Annotated in this window: 14 protein-coding genes and 1 tRNA gene; 3 read left to right on the top strand and 12 right to left on the bottom strand. The window is 69.0% G+C overall.

The window, feature by feature from the left end:
• Positions 1-13: 13 nt before the first annotated feature.
• Positions 14-868, top strand: coding sequence for a helix-turn-helix transcriptional regulator (locus RGE_RS11990; RefSeq protein WP_232504922.1), 855 nt, complete (start codon positions 14-16; stop codon positions 866-868).
• A gap of 587 nt (positions 869-1,455) precedes the next feature.
• Here RGE_RS11990 and RGE_RS23700 read toward each other — a convergent pair.
• The 11 genes from RGE_RS23700 to RGE_RS11940 form a co-directional block, all read right to left on the bottom strand.
• Positions 1,456-1,671: an FmdB family zinc ribbon protein gene (locus RGE_RS23700; protein ID WP_014428663.1), complete on the bottom strand. Its 216-nt coding sequence runs from the start codon at positions 1,669-1,671 to the stop codon at positions 1,456-1,458.
• A 124-nt stretch (positions 1,672-1,795) separates the two neighbouring features.
• Positions 1,796-1,872 (bottom strand) — tRNA-Pro (locus tag RGE_RS11985).
• A gap of 40 nt (positions 1,873-1,912) precedes the next feature.
• The gene (locus tag RGE_RS11980; RefSeq protein ID WP_014428662.1) at positions 1,913-2,362 is read right to left on the bottom strand and encodes a MerR family transcriptional regulator; all 450 of its coding nucleotides are present in this window, start codon (positions 2,360-2,362) and stop codon (positions 1,913-1,915) included.
• 33 nt (positions 2,363-2,395) lie between these two features.
• On the bottom strand, positions 2,396-2,755 hold the full coding sequence (locus RGE_RS11975) for an integration host factor subunit alpha (RefSeq protein ID WP_014428661.1): 360 nt from the start codon (positions 2,753-2,755) through the stop codon (positions 2,396-2,398).
• A 19-nt stretch (positions 2,756-2,774) separates the two neighbouring features.
• Positions 2,775-5,183: a phenylalanine--tRNA ligase subunit beta gene (gene pheT, locus RGE_RS11970; protein ID WP_014428660.1), complete on the bottom strand. Its 2,409-nt coding sequence runs from the start codon at positions 5,181-5,183 to the stop codon at positions 2,775-2,777.
• Between the two features lie 15 nt (positions 5,184-5,198).
• The gene (pheS, locus tag RGE_RS11965; RefSeq protein WP_014428659.1) at positions 5,199-6,254 is read right to left on the bottom strand and encodes a phenylalanine--tRNA ligase subunit alpha; all 1,056 of its coding nucleotides are present in this window, start codon (positions 6,252-6,254) and stop codon (positions 5,199-5,201) included.
• A 117-nt stretch (positions 6,255-6,371) separates the two neighbouring features.
• Positions 6,372-6,728: a 50S ribosomal protein L20 gene (rplT, locus tag RGE_RS11960; protein WP_014428658.1), complete on the bottom strand. Its 357-nt coding sequence runs from the start codon at positions 6,726-6,728 to the stop codon at positions 6,372-6,374.
• 30 nt (positions 6,729-6,758) lie between these two features.
• A complete protein-coding gene (gene rpmI, locus RGE_RS11955; protein WP_014428657.1) occupies positions 6,759-6,962 on the bottom strand; it encodes a 50S ribosomal protein L35 in 204 nt (67 codons plus the stop codon).
• 138 nt (positions 6,963-7,100) lie between these two features.
• Positions 7,101-7,637, bottom strand: coding sequence for a translation initiation factor IF-3 (gene infC, locus RGE_RS11950; protein WP_014428656.1), 537 nt, complete (start codon positions 7,635-7,637; stop codon positions 7,101-7,103).
• A gap of 87 nt (positions 7,638-7,724) precedes the next feature.
• On the bottom strand, positions 7,725-9,632 hold the full coding sequence (gene thrS, locus RGE_RS11945; protein ID WP_014428655.1) for a threonine--tRNA ligase: 1,908 nt from the start codon (positions 9,630-9,632) through the stop codon (positions 7,725-7,727).
• A gap of 174 nt (positions 9,633-9,806) precedes the next feature.
• Positions 9,807-10,880 carry a phospholipase gene (locus RGE_RS11940; RefSeq protein ID WP_043784028.1) on the bottom strand — a complete coding sequence of 358 codons (1,074 nt, stop codon included), beginning with the start codon at positions 10,878-10,880 and terminating at the stop codon, positions 9,807-9,809.
• A gap of 121 nt (positions 10,881-11,001) precedes the next feature.
• Between RGE_RS11940 and RGE_RS11935 the strand changes: the two genes are divergently transcribed.
• The gene (locus RGE_RS11935) at positions 11,002-12,522 is read left to right on the top strand and encodes a glucan biosynthesis protein (protein WP_014428653.1); all 1,521 of its coding nucleotides are present in this window, start codon (positions 11,002-11,004) and stop codon (positions 12,520-12,522) included.
• Complete coding sequence (gene mdoH / locus RGE_RS11930) at positions 12,519-14,732, top strand: glucans biosynthesis glucosyltransferase MdoH (protein ID WP_014428652.1); 2,214 nt, start codon at positions 12,519-12,521, stop codon at positions 14,730-14,732. Before RGE_RS11935 ends, mdoH begins: the two co-directional genes overlap by 4 nt.
• Here the strand turns inward: mdoH and RGE_RS11925 are convergent.
• Positions 14,681-17,020, bottom strand: a complete 2,340-nt coding sequence (locus tag RGE_RS11925; protein WP_043784026.1) for a Tex family protein — start codon at positions 17,018-17,020, stop codon at positions 14,681-14,683. The genes mdoH and RGE_RS11925 overlap by 52 nt on opposite strands.
• Positions 17,021-17,076 lie beyond the last annotated feature (56 nt).

Raw genomic sequence — 17,076 nt, 5'->3', positions numbered from 1 at the left:
TGGGTCCTCAGGCATGTACCATTCGCGAACCGGCCACAACCGGATCATCCAGGGTTCAACGCAAACCGAGCCCATTACATCACCGTCCGCGAAGGAGTTCGCCGGTGCCCGAACCCGTATAGGCGAGGACTCCGGCTTGTTGGTCAACGCGATGAAATACCAGGATTACCTGGACATTGGCACCGCCGGCGATCGTGCGACGTTCGAATCCCGCCTCGTGCGTTTTGCCCAGAACCTCGAGTTCCCGATCGTCCAGGCCGTGCTGATGGTCAAGCGCCCGTCGCAGCCTTCGCTGGTGGCGCGCATCGGCAACCTTCCGCGCAGCTTCCAGGAGGCGTCGATGGACGAGGCTGACTCGCGTCGCGACCCCGTCCTGCAGCGCCTGCTGACCGCCAGCCTGCCGTTCATCTACGACCAGGAGACCTACGTGCACGCCGGTGCCGGCGACCTGTGGGAGACCCAGGCCTTCCACGGTTTTCGCACCGGCATCTCGATGTCGCTGCACATGCCCGGTGGCCGGCAGTTCCTGTTCGGCGTCGACCGCGACCAGCCGCTGCCAGCCGACGATCGCGACCTGACGCGGCTGATGGCTGACCTGCAACTGCTGGCCGTGCACGCGCAGGAGACCGCCGCTCGCGTGATGCTTCCGCGTTCCGCCTACGGCACGTCGGGCGTGCCCAAGCTCACGCCGCGGGAGCGCGAGGTGCTGCTCTGGACGCGCGAAGGCAAGTCTGCCTGGGCGATCGGCCAGATCCTGTCCATGAGCGAACACACGGTCGTCTTCCACCTGCGCAACGCGATGACAAAGCTCGAGGTCTCCAGCAAGCACAGCGCCGTGCTGAAGGCGATGGAACTCGGCCTGCTCTGACGCCGCTGCGGGGCCGACAGGCCGCCCTCCGGATGAAAAAAGAGGCGTCGCCCACCGGGGGCGACGCCTGATGCGAGTGCGCTGGAGGGACGAACGCTCCCGCATCGAAGGCCCGGGTCGTGATCACCAGCACTTGCCGGGCGCAGAAACCATGACGCGTCTGCGTCGAATTCCAGCGGAGCGAAGATCGAAGGACTTCACGGTTCCGCCGGAATTTGTTCAGTCATTCAAAGGCCGCCGGTACGCGGAAAGCCGAAGAGTTCTGCAATGATGTCCCACATAATCGCCTCCATTAGCCGCCGAATTGGCGGAGAATTCGTTGAAGCGAATTCCATCAGGCGAGCGCCGTTTTGAGACCTACAAACCTTTGCAGGTGGCGTGGGGCGAACGTGTGCAGACGCGCACGGACGGGCGCAGGCTAGCCCGGCGGGGCTTTGCGCCGCCGGAGGCTCGGAAGGAGATCGAAGGGTGTCTCCCGGCGCTAGAGCCGCGGCGAGAGCCCGGCACCTGCGCTGCAGGGCGGGCAACGCGCGCCGAGGTGGCGCGCGGCAGCCGGCGTGGCGGCCGGCTGGAGGAGCGTCAGGCGATCAGCCGAACGCGCAGGAGCCGGGGCCGCCGGCGCGGCCGCAGCCGGCGCAGGGGCTCGGCGGCGCTTCGGGGGCCGACTTTCCGGTGGCAAATACCGACAGCTGCTTTTCCAGCGTCGTGGAATGGCAGTGCGGACATTCGGGAATGGTGTCCGAGCGAACCAGCGCCTCGAAGTGCTGGCCGCATTCCTGGCAGGCGTATTCGTAGAGTGGCATCGTCAAATGTGATGACGCAGCGCTGAGACTGCGAAGCCTTCTATTGTGATGCGTGCCGTGGCGCCGAAGATCCGAAAAAAGCAAAAGGCCCGGTATCTTGCGATACCGGGCCTCGGCTTTTTAATGGTCGGGGTGGCGGGATTCGAACTCGCGACCCCTTGCACCCCATGCAAGTGCGCTACCAGGCTGCGCTACACCCCGACGAAGCCTTGCAGTATACATCAGACCAAGCGCTTGTGAATCACGGCGTGAGCAATTCGCGGATCGACAGCAGTTCGGCGCGCAGATGCTCGGCTCCGTCCGGCCAGCGGTCGAGCCCATCGCACAGCGGCGCCGGCGGCGCTTCCGCCAACTCTGCGAGACCGTCGAGGGCCTCGTCCAGGTCCGCTGCCGCGCCAGCCTCCTGGGCGTCGAGTGCCGCGGCACGCGCGGCCGAATGCCCTTCGGCGAGGCGGTTGCGCGCCCCGCTGATCGTGAAGCCCTGGTCGTAGAGCAGTTCGCGGATGCGCCGGATCAGCAGCACCTCGTGGTGCTGGTAATAGCGGCGGTTGCCCCGCCGCTTCATCGGCTTGAGCTGCGTGAACTCCTGTTCCCAGTACCGCAGCACGTACGGCTTGACGCCGCAGAGCTCGCTCACCTCACCGATGGTGAAGTAGCGCTTGGCGGGAATGGAGGGGAGCGTTTTCTCCATTGAAAACAACAGGATCGACGCGGGATCGAGACTTTACTCGAAGTCCCCTTCGGCCGGCGTGTCGCCTTGCACGATCGCCTTCAACTTGTGACTGGCGTGGAAGGTGACGACGTTGCGCGCCTTGATCGGGATGAGCTCGCCGGTGCGCGGGTTGCGGCCCGGGCGCGGCGCCTTGCGGCGGATGTTGAAGTTGCCGAAACCCGAGAGCTTGACGTCGTCGCCTTCGACGAGCGTGCCGTGCACGATCTCGAAGAAGGCTTCGACCATGTCCTTGGACTCGCGCTTGTTCAGGCCCAGCCGGTCAAACAGCAGGTCGGCCAGCTCGGCCTTCGTCAGGGTCGGCGTCTCCAGCGACGGCAGGATCACGCGTTCCTTCGGTGCGGTGTCGGTCATGACGATTCTCGGCTAGGGCTCAGCTGCGCAGGCGCGCGCCGCAGGCGGCCTGCACGCGTTCGACGGCGGCGGCGACGGCGGCTTCGATGCGTTCCTCGGTCAGGGTCGCCGCCGGGTCCAGCAGTTCCAGGCGCACGGCCAGGCTGCGTTCACCCGCGGCAAGACCGCCACCCGGTTGCGCCGGCTTGTAGAGATCGAACAGCGTCGCCTGGCGCACCAGGGCGTCGGCTCGCAGCGCGGCGATCAGCGCGTCGTGACGCACGCCCTCGCCCACCACCAGCGCCAGGTCGCGCCAGACGGACTGCTGGCGCGATAGCGGCTCGACGTTCGGCAGAGGACGTTCGAGCAGCGCCGCGGCTTCGAACTCGAAGACCACCGGGGCTTGCGGCAGTTCGTACGCCTGGCGCCACTTCGGATGCAGCTCGCCGACGAAACCGACGGCACGGCCGTCGACCTCGACGCGCGCGCAGCGCCCCGGATGCAGCGCCGGGTGCTCGGCGGCGACGAAGACCGGCTTGCGCGGCGCGAACAGCGCCTCGACATCGGCCTTGACGTCGAAGAAGTCGACCGGGCGCTCCTTCTGCCCCCATTGCAGCGGCGCGACGCCGCCGTAGGCCAGGCCGGCCACACGCAGCGGCTGGGCGACGCCGGCCACGGCCAGCGGGCCGTCGACCACCGTCGGGTCGCGGCGGAAGACGCGGCCGATCTCGAAGACCCGCACGCGCGTCGCCTTGCGCGCCAGGTTGCCGCGCAGCACGGCGACCAGGCTGCCTATGAGGCTGGATCGCATCACGGCCAGCGGCGCGGCGATCGGGTTCAGCACCTTGATCGGGTCGGTGTTGCCGGCCAGCTCGCGCTCCCAGCGTTCCTCGACGAAGCTGAAGTTGATCGTCTCCTGGTAGTCGAGCGCGGCGACCGCCCGCTGCAGCGCCGAGGCGCTGCGGCGCGCCTCGGGGCGCACGCGCGCCGTCACCGGCGCCAGCGGCGGCGTCGCCGGCAGCTTGTCGTAGCCGACGACGCGCGCGACCTCCTCGATCAGGTCTTCCTCGATCTTCAGGTCGAAGCGCCAGCTCGGCGGCGTCACGGTCAGGCGGCCGGGTTCCTCGCTGAACTGCAGGCCCAGGCGGCGAAAGACCTCGGCGCACTGCGGCTGCGTCAGCGGCAGGCCGGTGACCTTGGCGGCACGCTCGACACGCAGCGTCACCGGCTCGGCCTTCGGCAGCGCCAGCGTCTGGTCGTCCATCGGGCCGGCTTCGCCGCCGCAGATGTCGATGATCAGCTGCGTGATGCGCTCGATGTGCTCGACGGTCAGCGCCGGGTCGACGCCACGCTCGAAACGGTGGCCGGCGTCGGTGCTGAAGTTGTAGCGCCGCGAACGGCCCTGCACCGCCTCGGGCCACCAGAACGCGGCCTCGACATAGACGTTCTTCGTGTCGTCGGACACCGCGGTGGCGTCGCCGCCCATGATGCCGGCCAGCGACTCGACCTGCACCGCGTCGGCGATGACGCCGACCTTGGCGTCCACGGTGATCGTGTTGCCGTTGAGCAGCTTCAGCGTCTCGCCTTCGCGGCCCCAGCGCACGACCAGCTTCTCGTGGATCTTGTCGAGGTCGAAGATGTGCGACGGGCGGCCGAACTCGAACATCACGTAGTTCGAGATGTCGACCAGCGCGCTGACGCTGCGCTGGCCGCAACGCGCCAGGCGGTCGACCATCCACTGCGGCGTCTTGGCCTTCGTGTCGACGCCACGCACGACGCGGCCGGAGAAGCGGCCGCACAGGTCGGCCGCCTGCACCTCGACCGGCAGGCGCTGGTCGTGCGCCGGCACGACGGGGGCGATGGCCGGCGTCACCAGCGGCGTGCCGGTCAGCGCCGAGACCTCGCGCGCGATGCCGTAGACGCTCAGTGCGTGCGCCAGGTTGGGCGTGAGCTTGAGCGTGAAGACGGTGTCGTCGAGCTTCAGGTATTCGCGGATGTTCTGGCCCACCGGCGCGTCGGCCGGCAGTTCGAGCAGGCCGCCGTGTTCATCGGCGATCTTCAGCTCGCGCGCCGAGCACAGCATGCCGAAGCTCTGAACGCCGCGCAGCTTGCCGACGCCGATCTTGAACGGCTTGCCGTCCTCGCCGGGCGGCAGCACCGCGCCGACGGTGGCCAGCGGTGCCTTCAGACCGGCGCGGGCGTTGGGCGCGCCGCAGACGATCTGCAACGGCTCGGCGGCACCGATCGACACCTTGCAGACGCGCAGGCGGTCGGCCTGCGGATGCGGTTCGGCTTCGAGGATCTCGGCGACGACGATGCCGGTGAACGGCGGCGCCACCGGCTCCAGGCTCTCGACCTCTAGGCCGGACATGGTCAGCAGGTCAGCGAGCTGTTGCGTGCCGAGCGGGGGGTTGCAGAACTCGCGCAACCAGGATTCTGGGAACTGCATGCGGCTCTCGTCGGGTCAGCGGAACTGGGAAAGGAAGCGCAGGTCGTTGTCGAAGAACAGGCGCAGGTCGGGCACGCCGTAACGCAGCATGGCCAGGCGGTCCGGGCCCATGCCGAAGGCGAAGCCGATGTGGCGCTCGGGGTCGAGACCGAAGTTGCGCACGACGTTCGGGTGCACCTGGCCGGAGCCGGCGACCTCGAGCCAGCGCCCGGCCAGCGGGCCGCTGCGGAAGGCGATGTCGATTTCGGCCGAGGGTTCGGTGAACGGGAAGAACGACGGCCGGAAACGCACGTCGAAGTCGTCGGTCTCGAAGAACTGGCGGATGAACTCCGAGAAGACGAACTTCAGGTCCTTGAAGCTGACGTTCTCGCCGATCCACAGGCCTTCGCACTGGTGGAACATCGGCGAGTGCGTGGCGTCGCTGTCGACGCGGTAGGTGCGGCCCGGCGCGACGACGCGGATCTCGGGAATGGTCTTGCCGGCGGCCAGGTCGGCCGCGTGCTTCGCGGCGTGGGCGCGGGCGTAGCGCACCTGCATCGGGCTGGTGTGCGGACGCAGGTTGAGCCACCGGCCTTCGCTGTCCTTCAGGTCGACGTAGAAGGTGTCCTGCATCGAACGCGCCGGATGGTTCTCCGGGTTGTTCAGTGCCGTGAAGCTCATCCAGTCGGTCTCGATCTCGGGGCCCTCGGCGACATCGAAGCCCATCGAACCGAAGATCTGCTCGATGCGCTCGATGACGCGGCTCACCGGGTGCAGCCCGCCGACCGAGCGGCCGCGGCCGGGCAGCGTGACGTCCAGCGCCTCGGCGCGCAGCTGCACGGCGAGTTCGGCTTCGGCCAGGCGCTCGCGCGCGGCGCCGAGCTCGGTTTCGATGCGGACCTTGGCCTGGTTGATCTCGGCGCCGCGGGTCTTCTTCTGCTCGGGCGGCAAAGCGGCCAGGCCCTTCAGCAGTTCGGTCACGCGGCCGCTCTTGCCGAGGTAACGCGCCTTGGCGTTCTCCAGTTCGGCCGGGTTGGGCGCCGCGCCGAAATCGGCGACGGCGGCCTGCACCAGCGATTCGAGGTCGTTCATGTCGGCTTCAGTCTACGAAAGCCGTCGCGCCGCGACGGCTCGAGAAAACAAAAAAGGCCGCCTGGAAGGTGACGGCCTTTGGAACGCTCATGCCCCGGCGATGCCGGGGCCTGCGGGTCAAGCGAGCTGGGCCTTCACCTTGGCGACGATGGCGCCAAAGGCAGCCGGGTCGTTGACGGCGAGATCGGCCAGGACCTTGCGGTCGATGTCGATCTGGGCCTTCTTCAGGCCGGCCATGAACTTGCTGTAGGTGACGCCGAGTTCACGGCTCGCGGCGTTGATACGCGCGATCCAGAGCTGGCGGAACACCCGCTTGCGGGTACGACGGTCACGGTAGGCGTACTGGCCCGCCTTCATCACCGCCTGCTTGGCGATGCGGAAGACGTTCTTGCGACGGCCGCGGAAGCCCTTGGCCAGGGCCAGGATCTTCTTGTGACGGGCGTGAGCGGTGACACCGCGTTTGACGCGAGGCATTGTGTGGCTCCTTGTGCGTGCGTAAGAAGATTACAGACCAGCGAAGGGCAGCATCGCGGCGATGTGGCCCATGTTGGTCTCGTGCACGTTCGCGGCGCCACGCAGATGGCGCTTACGGGTCGTGGTCTTCTTCGTCAGGATGTGGCGCTTGAACGCCTGGCCCCGCTTGACGGTGCCACCCGGACGCACGCGGAAGCGCTTCTTGGCGCTGCTCTTGGTCTTCATCTTGGGCATGACTGCTCCTTCTAAGTGACCCCTGCAGGCGTCGCCGGAAGAATCCGGCGCGCTTGTCGGCCTGCAGCGGCTTCTGCTCCACCACCGCGGCGACCGACCGCGGCGGCGGAATTCCTGCAACTCAAACGGCCCGCGCCTTCACTTCCGCTTGGGCGCCAGCACCATGATCATCTGCCGGCCTTCGAGCTTGGGCATGTGCTCGACGACCGCCACGTCCGCCAGTTCGTCGCGGATCCGCTCCAGGAGGCGCATGCCGATGTCCTGGTGCGTGATTTCGCGGCCGCGGAAGCGCAGCGTGACCTTGCCCTTGTCGCCGTCCTCCGCGATGAAGCGGCGCAGGTTGCGCATCTTGATCGCGTAGTCGCCTTCGTCGGTACCGGGCCGGAACTTGACTTCCTTGACCTCGATGACCTTCTGCTTGGACTTGGCCTCGGCAGCCTTCTTCTGCTCCTGGTACTTGAACTTGCCGTAGTCCATCAGCCGACACACCGGCGGATCCGCAGTGGCCGCGATCTCGACGAGATCGACGTCCAGCTCGCCAGCCATGCGCAGGGCCTCCATCGTCGGGACGATGCCCAGGGGTTCGTTATTGACCCCGTTCAAGCGCACCTGCGGCGCCATGATCTCCCGATTCAGCCTGTGCTTGCGCTCCGCGTTGGGAGTGCGGCGATCCATGAACGTAGCGATGTGTCAACTCCTCGAGCGACCCGAAGGCGGCGGGCCGTCAATTCAAAACAGGGGTGCGGGCGGCGCTGGCAAGGCTCATACCTTGGCGGCGATGTCGCTGGCGATCTTCTGCTGGAAGTCTGCGAGAGGCATCACGCCCAGGTCGAGGTTGCCCCGCGCGCGCACGGCAACGGCCCCGTTAGCCTTCTCCTTGTCGCCGACGACCAGGATGAACGGGGCCTTCTGCACTGAGTGCTCGCGGATTTTATAGTTGATTTTCTCGTTGCGCAGGTCGAGCTGCACCCGCAGACCTTGTTTCTGCAGCGATTTCGCCACTTCGGCGGCATATTCGGCCTGCGCATCGGTGATCGAGGCGACGACCGCCTGCACCGGAGCCAGCCAGACCGGCAGCGCGCCGGCGTGCTGCTCGATCAGGATGCCGATGAAACGCTCCAGGCTGCCGACGATCGCCCGGTGCAGCATCACCGGGTGGCGGCGCGAGCCGTCCTCGGCGACGTACTCGGCGTCCAGGCGCTCGGCCATCGAGAAGTCGACCTGCATCGTGCCGCACTGCCACTGGCGGCCGATCGCGTCCTTCAGCGTGTACTCGATCTTCGGGCCGTAGAAGGCGCCGTCGCCCGGGGCGATGACGTAGTCGCAGCCCGAGCGCTTCAGGCTCTCGATCAGCGCGTTCTCGGCCTTGTCCCAGATCTCGTCGCTGCCGATGCGCTTGTCGGGGCGCGTCGCGACCTTGTAGAGGATGTCGGTGAAGCCGAAGTCGGCATAGACCTTCTGCAGCAGCGCCGTGTAGGCGACACACTCGTCGAGGATCATGTCCTCGGTGCAGAAGATGTGGCCGTCGTCCTGCGTGAAAGCGCGCACGCGCATGATGCCGTGCAGGCCGCCGGTGGGTTCGTTGCGGTGGCAGGCGCCGAACTCGCCATAGCGCAGCGGCAGGTCGCGGTAGCTCTTGATGCCCTGCTTGAAGATCAGGATGTGGCCGGGACAGTTCATCGGTTTCAGCGCGTAGTCGCGCTTCTCCGATTCCGTCGTGAACATGTTCTCGCGGTACTTGTCCCAGTGGCCGGTCTTCTCCCACAGCGCCTTGTCCAGGATCTGCGGGCCCTTGACCTCCTGGTAGCCGTTGTCGCGGTAGACACGGCGCATGTACTGCTCAACCTCCTGCCAGACGGTCCAGCCCTTGGGGTGCCAGAACACCGTGCCCGGCGAGTGCTCGTCGAGGTGGAACAGGTCGAGCTCGCGGCCGAGCTTGCGGTGGTCGCGCTTCTCGGCTTCCTCCAGCATGCGCAGATAGCCCTGCAGCTCGTCCTTGCTGGCCCAGGCCGTGCCGTAGATGCGCTGCAGCTGTTCGTTGGCCTGGTCGCCGCGCCAGTAGGCGCCGGCCACCTTCATCAGCTTGAAGTGCTTCAGGCGGCCCGTGCTCGGCACGTGCGGGCCGCGGCACAGGTCCTCGAAATCGCCTTCGCGGTACAGCGAGACGTCTTCGTTGCTCGGAATGCTGCCGATGATCTCGGCCTTGTAGTCCTCGCCCAGGCCCTTGAAATAGGCCACGGCCTCGTCGCGCGGCAGCACGCGGCGCACGACCGGCTCGTTCTTCGCAGCGAGCTCGGCCATGCGCTTCTCGATCGCCGCCAGGTCGTCCGGCGTGAACGGGCGCTTGTAGGCGAAGTCGTAATAGAAGCCGTTCTCGACGGTCGGGCCGATCGTCACCTGGGCCTCGGGGAACAGCTGCTTGACGGCGTAGGCCAGAAGGTGGGCCGTCGAGTGGCGGATCAGCTCCAGCGCGTCGGGGTCCTTCTCGGTGACGATCGCGAGCTGCGCGTCGCGCTCGATCGTGAAGCTCGTGTCGACCAGCTTGCCGTCGACACGGCCGGCCAGCGCGGCCTTGGCCAGGCCGGCGCCGATCGAGGCGGCGACGTCGGCGACCGTCAGCGGCGCCGGGTACTCACGCCGGGAACCATCCGGCAGGGTGATCTGGATCATGTTCAACCTCGGGAAAAGAAAAAGCACGGAACCAGGCCGCGCTTTGTCCGGAGAAAGGGAAGTCGCGGGACGCGCGGGGCTCAGACCTCGGTGGTGAACGGGGTAGTCCGCGGTGTCATAACCGTCATGCCTTTCTCGCCCTTGTAAGGTTGATGGGAGCCGGCATTTTAGCCCTCACGCCAGCGCAGCGGCATCCACGCCGCGGCCCGAGGTCACCAACTCGGCGAACTCGTCGGCCAGACGGCGGCTCTCGTCGACCGCGCGGCGCCAGACGCGCACCCGCCCTGCGAGGTCGTCGCCATAGGTCTTGAAGTCGGCCCGGTCGGGCAGCTTGCCGTTCGGCAGCGAGGCCACCCACTCGGGCGTCGGAGCCAGCACGACGACGTTGTCCAGCAGCGGCGTCGCGCGGTGGCGGCGCTTCCAGGCCTTGTCCAGCCAGCCCGGCACGACCTGCGGCTGGAAGTGCGGGTACAGCACCAGGCCGTCCTTCATCGCCGCGTAGCCCAGGTGCAGGTGGTAGTCGGTGATGCCGCCGTCCCAGTAGGCGCCGCGCGGGCCGCCCGGCACGTCGTGCACGGCGTCCAGCCAGAACGGGATCGAGCAGCTCGCCAGCACCGCCGGCGCGAGGTTGGCCGGGGTCAGCGTGCAGACGCGGCTCGGGTAGTCCGACAGCGCGAACGGCAGCGCGTCGCGCGGGTCGCTGAACACGACGCGCTCGATCCAGCCGCCCAGCGCGCGCCGGCTGGCGGCGTTGGCGACGAAGGCCGCCGCATAGCCCAGCGGCGTGCGCCAGCGCCCTTCCCTGCCGAGCAGATGGCGGCCCCGGCTCGTGAAGACGTGCAGCCGAAAACGCGGATGTGACAGAACTTGGTCAGCGCAAACGCCCAGTCGTGCGTTGACCGTATGTCCGAATGTTTCGCTGACCTGTCGCTTCGTCGGAGGTCGGCCCGGTTCGTGCTCGTAGTGTTGAGTGATGTAGTCCTCGGCCAGTGTCGCCAGCGCCGCGTCGGCGTCGGGCAGGCAGGCCGAAGCGAGTCTCCAGGAGCCGATCGATGCGCCGAGAAGGTGCACCGTCGGCCCCGCGTCGCGCAACCAATGTCCGAAGATGAAACGATCCAGCGGGTTGAGCACCAGCCCTTTGGGTCCACCCGCCGCTCCCGGCACCACCCGCACGTCGACCGCGCGCAGGCCTTGTTCCTGAAGCGCGCGCCGCGCCCGTGGCCCGGCGAAGAGTTGCAAAGCACGCATGGCCGGGATGCTAGGCCAGGTCTTGTTGCCAACGCTCACTGCCCGATACCCCCCTGCCCCGCGACGCGCGAACGCGGCGGCCCTATGTTCCCAGGCAATGCGAATTGATGCGACGCCCCTGATGCGCCGCAGCGGCCTGCTGCGTGCCTTGACGACCCTCGTGGTCGCCTTCTCGACCTTCTCCGCCACTGCGGCCTCGAAGGCCTTCGGTCTCGACGACGTGGCCCGCGAAGCCGAGGCGCTGGCGCGCCGGCCCTACCAGGAGCCGGCGCCGCTGCCGCCGGCGCTGGCGCAGCTCAGCTACGACGACTACCGCAAGGTCCGCTTCCGTCCCGACCAAGGTTTGTGGCGCGCCGAAGCGGCGCCGTTCGAGCTGCAGTTCTTCCACGTCGGCCGCGGCTTCACGCGGCCGCTGAAGCTGATGGAGATCGTCGACGGCCAGGCCCGGCCGCTGGAGATCCCGCGCTCGGCCTTCAGCGACGAGGGCGTGCTGCCGCCGTCCGAAGTCGTCTCCGGCATCGCCGGGCTGCGAGTGCACCACGCGCTGAACACGCCCAAGGTGATGGACGAGCTGATCGTCTTCCTCGGCGCGAGCTACTTCCGTGCGCTGGGGGCCGGCCAGCGCTACGGCGTCTCGGCGCGGGGCCTGGCGGTCGACACCGCCGGCGGCAACGGCGAGGAGTTCCCGGCCTTCACCGCTTTCTGGCTCGAACGCCCGGCCCCGGGCGCGCAGACGCTGCGTCTGTACGCCCTGCTCGACGGCCCGCGGGTCGCCGGCGCCTACCGGTTCGACGTCAAGCCCGGCCCGACGACCGTCGTCGAGGTGCAGGCGCGGCTGTGGCTGCGTGCGCCGGTCGCCACGCTGGGCATCGCGCCCCTGTCGAGCATGTTCCTGCACGGCGAGAACCAGCCGGTCGCCGACGACTACCGCCCAGAGGTGCACGACTCCGACGGCCTGCAGATCGCCACCGCCGATGGAGAATGGATCTGGCGCCCGCTGGTCAACCCGAAGAGCGCGTTCGTCACCTCGTTCGCCCTGAAGTCGCCGCGCGGCTTCGGCCTGCAGCAGCGCGACCGCAGCTTCACGAGCTACGAAGACCTGGAAGCGGCCTACGAGCGCCGCCCCAGCGTCTGGATCGAACCGCTGGGCGACTGGGGGCCGGGCCGGGTCGAACTGCTGCAGTTCCACACCCCCAACGAGACCCACGACAACATCGCCGCCTACTGGGTGCCGCGCGACGTGCCGCCCCCGGGACAGCCGATTGCCCTGGGTTGGAGGATGCACTGGGCGGCCGACGCGGCGACGCAGCCACCCGGAGCCCGTGTCGTGCAGACACGCCTGGGCCACGGTTACCGCGAAACGCCCATCCCGCCCCAGCGCCTGCAGTTCCACCTCGATTTCGACGGTCCGACGCTGGCCGAACTGCCCGCCGACGCCGCGGTCGAGGCGGTCGTCAGCGGCAATGACAACGCCCGCGCGTTGCGCGCGGTGGCTTATCCGAATCCGGCGCGCGGCGGCTGGCGTGTCTCGATCGATGTCGAGCGCGCCGATGCCGGCCGCGCCCTCGAGCTGCGTGCGTTCCTGCGCCTGGGCGACCGCACGCTGTCCGAAACCTGGTCTTACGCCCTCGCACCCCAATGAATACCAATCTACGTACCGCACCGCCGGTCGTGCGTTCGCCGATGCGGCCGCACCCCTGGTTCGGTTTCCTCCGCGGCCTGCTGTTCGCCGCGATGCCTGGCATGCGCTTCGGCGCCGGGCCGCGCGCCACTCCCTGGCTGGCCGCCGCGATGGCGCGCCGCCGGTTGCTGCTGGCGCTGGTCGCGGCCTTCGCCGTCGCCGCCTGGGCGCTGACGCCCGAGGGCACGCCGTGGCCGCAGGCCTTGCTGCAGACGCTGCTCTTCGCCTGGGTGGCGATCGGCTTCGTCACCGCGCTGATGGGCGGCTGGGTGATGCTGCGAGGCGACCCGCACGCGCTGACGCTCAAGCGCCCGCACGCCCCGATCGACCGCGGCGCGCGTACCGCGGTGATCATGCCGATCTGCAACGAGGACATCGCCACCGTCTACGGCGGCCTGCGTGCGACCTGCGAGTCGCTCGCCGCCACCGGGGCGCTGTCGCTGTTCGACATCTACGTGCTGTCGGACACCGCCAACCCCAAGCTGCGCGAAGCCGAAGTCGCAGCCTGGGAGCGGCTGCGCACGATGCTGGGCGACGGCGAGGTCGACGGCGGCGCGCGCGTCTTCTACCGCTGGCGCCGCCGGCGCACCAAGCGCAAGGCCGGCAACGTCGCCGACTTCTGCCGCCGCTGGGGCTCGCAGTACCGCTACATGGTCGTGCTCGACGCCGACAGCACGATGAGCGGCCGTACGCTCGTCGACATGGTGCGGCTGATGGAAGAGAACCCGCGTGCCGGCATCGTGCAGTCGCTGCCGACGGCGCGTGCGCAGGACACGCTGCACTCGCAGCTGCAGCAGTTCGCCACCCGCGTCACCGGGCGGCTGTTCGCGCTGGGCATGGCCTTCTGGCAGCTCGGCGAGTCGCACTACTGGGGCCACAACGCGATCATTCGCGTCGAGGCCTTCATGGCGCACTGCGCGCTGGCGCCGATCCCGGGCCGCGGCGGACTGGCCGGCGAGATCCTGTCGCACGACTTCGTCGAAGCGGCGCTGATGCGCCGTGCCGGCTACGAGGTCTGGCTGGCGCCGCAGCTCGACGGCTCCTGGGAGCAGTACCCGCCGAACCTGCTGGCCGAGCTGCAGCGTGACCGCCGCTGGTGCCAGGGCAATCTGCAGAACGCCCGCCTGGTGGCCGAACCGGGCTGGCGCCCGGCGCACCGCGCGATGTTCGTCACCGGCGCGCTGTCGTACGCGATCGCGCCGCTGTGGCTGGTCTTCGTCGTGCTCGGCACGCTGCTGCACGCGCCGCTGCCCAGCCACGAAGGCGCCGTCGCGCTGTGGGTGATGACCGCGGTGCTGCTGCTGCTGCCGCGCGTGCTGGGCGTCGTCGCGGTGCTGGCTGCGCGCGACCAGCGCCGCTTCGGCGGCACCGCCGCGCTCGTCGTCAGCTCGGTGCTGGAACTGCTGGCCTCGGCGGTGCAGGCGCCGCTGCGCATGCTCGCGCACACGACTTTCGTCATCGGCGCGCTGACCGGGCTGAAGCTGGAATGGAAGTCGCCGCCGCGGCAGGCCGGCACGGTCGCCTGGCGCGACGCCGCGGTCAGCATCGGCCTGATGTCGCTGCCGCTGCTGGCGCTGGCGGTGCTGGGCCAGCGCAGCGGCGAGATCGGCGTCTGGCATCTGGCGCCGCTCGTGCTGCCGCTGCTGCTGGCAGTGCCGTTCACGGTGCTGACCGGCAGCGAGGCCATCGGCCGCGCGGTGCGGCGCGCCGGCCTGCTGGTGACGCCGGAGGATCGCGAACCGCCGCGCCCGGTGGCGCGCGCCGCCGAGAACCGCGGCTTCGCCGACCTCGTGCCGCCGCCGGTGGTCAGCGCCGCCCGTGGCGCTGCCGCGGCCATGGGCCGGCCGCGCGCGGTGATGGCCGCGGGCATGGCCGCGCTGGCGGTGTTCGTGACGCTGCCGCAGACCGGCATCACGCCGCAACTGTCGCCGGCGATGCAGGCCGAGCGCGAGATCTTCGCGCTGATGCGCTCCTCGCCGATCAGCGTGCCGCAGGTGCGGCTGGAACCGAGTCCGGTGGCCGTGCGTTTCGACGCCAGCTACCGCCCGGCGGCGCGCATCGACGACGACATCCGCCGCCGCGCGCTGGACGCCGTCCAGCGCGCCGAGGGCCAGGAAAGCTACGAGCGCTTGGTCAACAGCTTGGCGAAGGCCGCGGCCATCGCACCCTGACCCTGTTGCTGCGCGGCGGCCTGGCCGCCGCCGCGAGCGCGCTCGTCACGCCCCGCGGGCCGGTAGGCGTTGCCGCCGCGCTCGCCGGCCGGGCGCGGGGCCGCGTCCAGCTTCATCGTCAGCGAGATGCGCTTGCGCGCCAGGTCGACCTCGAGCACGCGCACCTTGACGGTCTGGCCGGTCTTCACGACCTCGCGCGCGTCGTTGACGAACTTGTTCGACAGCTGGCTGACGTGCACCAGGCCGTCCTGGTGCACGCCCAGGTCGACGAAGGCGCCGAACTGGGCGACGTTGCTGACCGTGCCTTCGAGCACCATGCCCGGCTGCAGGTCCTTGATGTCCTCGACGCCTTCGTTGAAGCGCGCCACCGTGAAGTCGGGCCGCGGGTCGCGCCCGGGCTTCTCCAGCTCGGCCAGGATGTCCTTGACGGTGATGGCGCCGAACTTGTCGTCGGCGAAGAGCTCGGGCTTGAGCGTGCGCAGCACTTCGGCGCGGCCCATCAACTCCTGCACCGGGCGGCCGGTGGCGGCCAGCATCTTCTGCACGACCGGATAGGTCTCCGGGTGCACCCCGGTCAGGTCCAGCGGGTTGTCGCCGTCTCGGATGCGCAGGAAACCGGCGGCCTGCTCGAAGGTGCGCGGGCCCAGGCCCGAGACCTCCAGCAGCTGCTGGCGGTTGCGGAAGGCGCCGTGGGCGTCGCGCCAGCGCACGATGCTCGCCGCCACCGCCGGCGACAGCCCCGAGACGCGCGCCAGCAGCGGCGCCGAGGCGGTGTTCAAGTCGACGCCGACGCCGTTGACGCAGTCCTCGACGACCGCGTCCAGCGACTTCGCCAGCCCGCTCTGGTTGACGTCGTGCTGGTACTGGCCGACGCCGATGCTCTTCGGATCGATCTTCACCAGCTCGGCCAGCGGGTCCTGCAGCCGGCGCGCGATGCTGACCGCGCCGCGCAGGCTGACGTCCAGTTCAGGCAGTTCCTTGCTCGCGTACTCGCTGGCCGAATAGACCGAAGCCCCGGCTTCGCTGACGACGACCTTGTCGATCTGGACGTCGGGCGCCATCTGGCGGATGCGCTTGATCAGGTCGGCGGCCAGCTTGTCGGTCTCGCGGCTGGCGGTGCCGTTGCCGATCGCGATCAGGTTGACGCCGTGCGTCGCCACCAGCCGGCCGAGCACGTGCAGCGAACCTTCCCAGTCGTTGCGCGGCTCGTGCGGGTAGACCGTCGAAGTGTCCAGCACCTTGCCGGTGTCGCTGACCACGGCCACCTTGACGCCGGTGCGGATGCCCGGGTCCAGCCCCATCACGACACGCTTGCCGGCCGGCGCGGCCAGCAGCAGGTCGCGCAGGTTGTCGGCGAAGACCTTGATCGCCACCGCCTCGGCTTCTTCGCGCAGGCGCGAGAACAGGTCGCGCTCCAGCGACAGCGAGAGCTTGACCTTCCAGGTCCAGGCGACGGTCTTGCGGATCAGGTCGTCGGCCGGGCGCTTGGCGTGGCTCCAGCCCAGGTGGCGCGCGATGCGGCCTTCGGCGCGCGAGGGCTGGCCGGGCACGAGCTCCTCGTCGAGCACCAGCTTGGCGTCCAGCCACTCCTGCGTGCGGCCGCGGAACACGGCCAGCGCGCGGTGGCTGGGCACGGTGCGGATCGGCTCGGCGTAGTCGAAGTAGTCGCGGAACTTGGCGGCGTCGGCGTGATTGCCGTCCTTGCCGTCGACCAGCTTGCTCTGGAACAGGCCTTCGGCCCAGAGCCATTCGCGCAGCTGGCCGACCAGCACCGCGTCTTCGGCCCAGCGTTCGGCGAGCAGGTCGCGCACGCCGTCGAGCACCGCGTGGGCGTCGGCAAAACCGCCATCGGCGTTGATGAAGGCGACGGCCTCGGCCAGCGGCTCCAGCGTCGGGTCGGCGAAGAGCTTGTCGGCCAGCGGTTCGAGCCCGGCTTCGCGCGCGATCATGCCCTTGGTGCGGCGGCGCGGCTTGTACGGCAGGTACAGGTCTTCCAGTTCCTGCTTGGTCGGCGCGGCCTCGATGGCGGCGCGCAGTTCGGGCGTCAGCTTGCCTTGTTCGTCGATGCTCTTGAGCACCGCGGCGCGGCGCTCCTCCAGCTCGCGCAGATAGGCCAGGCGGGCCTCCAGTTCACGCAGCTGGACGTCGTCGAGGCCGTCGGTCGCCTCCTTGCGGTAACGGGCGATGAACGGCACCGTGGCGCCGCCGTCGAGCAGTTCGACCGCGGCCAGCACCTGCGCCGGGCGAACCTTCAGTTCGGCGGCGATCTGCAGAACGATCTTGTCCAAAAGCAAAGTCCGGATATGCGAAAGGCGCGCAGTTTAAAGGCCGGCCGCGGGCGCCA

The organism is Rubrivivax gelatinosus IL144, assembly GCF_000284255.1.
Lineage (GTDB): Bacteria > Pseudomonadota > Gammaproteobacteria > Burkholderiales > Burkholderiaceae_C > Rubrivivax > Rubrivivax gelatinosus_A.
The sequence above is the reverse complement of the archived record's forward strand: the minus strand, read 5'-3'. Positions and strand labels throughout refer to the sequence as shown.

What these genes read in the sequence shown, in the direction of transcription:
- pheT (WP_014428660.1), bottom strand. Translation starts at nt 5,183, where the DNA reads ATGCAGTTCCCAGAATCCTGGTTGCGCGAGTTCTGCAACCCCCCGCTC.
- RGE_RS11935 (WP_014428653.1), top strand. Translation starts at nt 11,002, where the DNA reads ATGCGCCGCAGCGGCCTGCTGCGTGCCTTGACGACCCTCGTGGTCGCC.
- RGE_RS11980 (WP_014428662.1), bottom strand. Translation starts at nt 2,362, where the DNA reads ATGGAGAAAACGCTCCCCTCCATTCCCGCCAAGCGCTACTTCACCATC.
- RGE_RS11990 (WP_232504922.1), top strand. Translation starts at nt 14, where the DNA reads ATGTACCATTCGCGAACCGGCCACAACCGGATCATCCAGGGTTCAACG.
- RGE_RS11940 (WP_043784028.1), bottom strand. Translation starts at nt 10,880, where the DNA reads ATGCGTGCTTTGCAACTCTTCGCCGGGCCACGGGCGCGGCGCGCGCTT.
- infC (WP_014428656.1), bottom strand. Translation starts at nt 7,637, where the DNA reads ATGGATCGCCGCACTCCCAACGCGGAGCGCAAGCACAGGCTGAATCGG.
- mdoH (WP_014428652.1), top strand. Translation starts at nt 12,519, where the DNA reads ATGAATACCAATCTACGTACCGCACCGCCGGTCGTGCGTTCGCCGATG.
- RGE_RS11975 (WP_014428661.1), bottom strand. Translation starts at nt 2,755, where the DNA reads ATGACCGACACCGCACCGAAGGAACGCGTGATCCTGCCGTCGCTGGAG.
- rplT (WP_014428658.1), bottom strand. Translation starts at nt 6,728, where the DNA reads ATGCCTCGCGTCAAACGCGGTGTCACCGCTCACGCCCGTCACAAGAAG.
- rpmI (WP_014428657.1), bottom strand. Translation starts at nt 6,962, where the DNA reads ATGCCCAAGATGAAGACCAAGAGCAGCGCCAAGAAGCGCTTCCGCGTG.
- RGE_RS23700 (WP_014428663.1), bottom strand. Translation starts at nt 1,671, where the DNA reads ATGCCACTCTACGAATACGCCTGCCAGGAATGCGGCCAGCACTTCGAG.
- pheS (WP_014428659.1), bottom strand. Translation starts at nt 6,254, where the DNA reads ATGAACGACCTCGAATCGCTGGTGCAGGCCGCCGTCGCCGATTTCGGC.
- thrS (WP_014428655.1), bottom strand. Translation starts at nt 9,632, where the DNA reads ATGATCCAGATCACCCTGCCGGATGGTTCCCGGCGTGAGTACCCGGCG.